The sequence below is a fragment of the Mesorhizobium waitakense genome, assembly GCF_056431085.1.
On record NZ_JBWKME010000032.1, the window covers coordinates 1 to 1,194 of the forward strand.

Genomic DNA, 1,194 nt, shown 5'->3' on the forward strand with positions numbered 1-1,194 from the left:
CAAGGCCGTGGCGCGGATCCGTGACGGTTAAATGAGATACCACCCCGTCGAGAATGGCGGCACCCTGTAATGTTGGGTGACGCCAAGATGACGACAGCGCTGCTCGACCGTCTCACCCATCATTGCGAGATCATCGAGACCGGAAACGAATCCTGGCGGTTCAAGAACTGCGCCTGATCACCCTTCCGAAGCTCCCAAGCACCTTCCGCGTTCGCCCGGGCTGCGCAACCCCGACCAGCTCCGCCCGGCGAACGCTGCTACCGTAACTTACGCTTCCACCCTTGTTCTCTTTCGCCGAAGGGTCAACTGTCCACAAGTGGACATTGCCAAGTGGACAGCGGGACGTTGTCGCCGATTTTTTCTGATTTGCGAGATCGAGGTCTACCGGAATCAACCCAGAAACGGCGAAGCACAATGAAACAGATACAAGCGTTTCCTATCGCGATCATCGATGAAGACTACGAAGGAAAGTCCGCTGCCGGACGTGGCATGCAACAGCTGGCGGCTGCCATAGAAAAAGAAGGGTTCCGTACTGTTACCGGAATTAGCTACAAGGACGCGCAACGGCTCGTCAATGTATTCAATAACGAATCCTGCTGGCTGATCTCCGTCGATGGATCGGAGGATGCTTCCACACGGTGGGCGGTCCTCGAGGAGGTGCTTGCGGCCAAACGCAGCCGCAATGAGCGGCTGCCGATCTTCCTGTTCGGCGACGAACTTACGGCGGAAATGGTCCCGACAAGCGTGCTCAAGCATGCGAACGCATTCATGCGCCTGTTCGAGGATTCTTCCGAGTTTATGGCGAGAGCCATCGTCCGAGCAGCACAGCTTTATCTCGAGCGACTTCCCCCGCCGATGTTCAAGGCGCTCATGGATTACACGTACCACTCCAGCTACTCCTGGCACACACCGGGACATGGTGGCGGAGTCGCATTCCGAAAGAGCCCGGTAGGCCAGCTCTTCTATGAGTTCTTCGGCGAGAACACCTTGCGGTCTGACGTATCAGTGTCGGTGGGCAACCTTGGCTCATTGCTTGATCACACTGGTCCCATTGCCGCGGGGGAGCGCAACGCAGCCCGCATTTTCGGCTCGGACGAAACCCTGTTCGTAGTCGGTGGCACCTCAACCGCAAACAAGATCGTCTGGCACGGGACAGTGAGCCGGGGCGACCTTGTCCTGTGCGACCGAAATTGT

The 1,194-nt window shown here is 57.6% G+C and carries 2 protein-coding genes; both read left to right on the plus strand.

The genetic code is table 11. From position 1 onward, the window contains the following. The first annotated feature begins 36 nt into the window (after nt 1-36). Nucleotides 37-177, plus strand: coding sequence for an ATP-binding protein (locus tag AC07FD_RS09325; protein ID WP_478349603.1), 141 nt, complete (start codon nt 37-39; stop codon nt 175-177). Between the two features lie 237 nt (nt 178-414). Beyond that, nucleotides 415-1,194 (plus strand): Orn/Lys/Arg decarboxylase N-terminal domain-containing protein (locus tag AC07FD_RS09330; protein WP_478349602.1); only part of this gene is annotated, 780 nt, incomplete at its 3' end.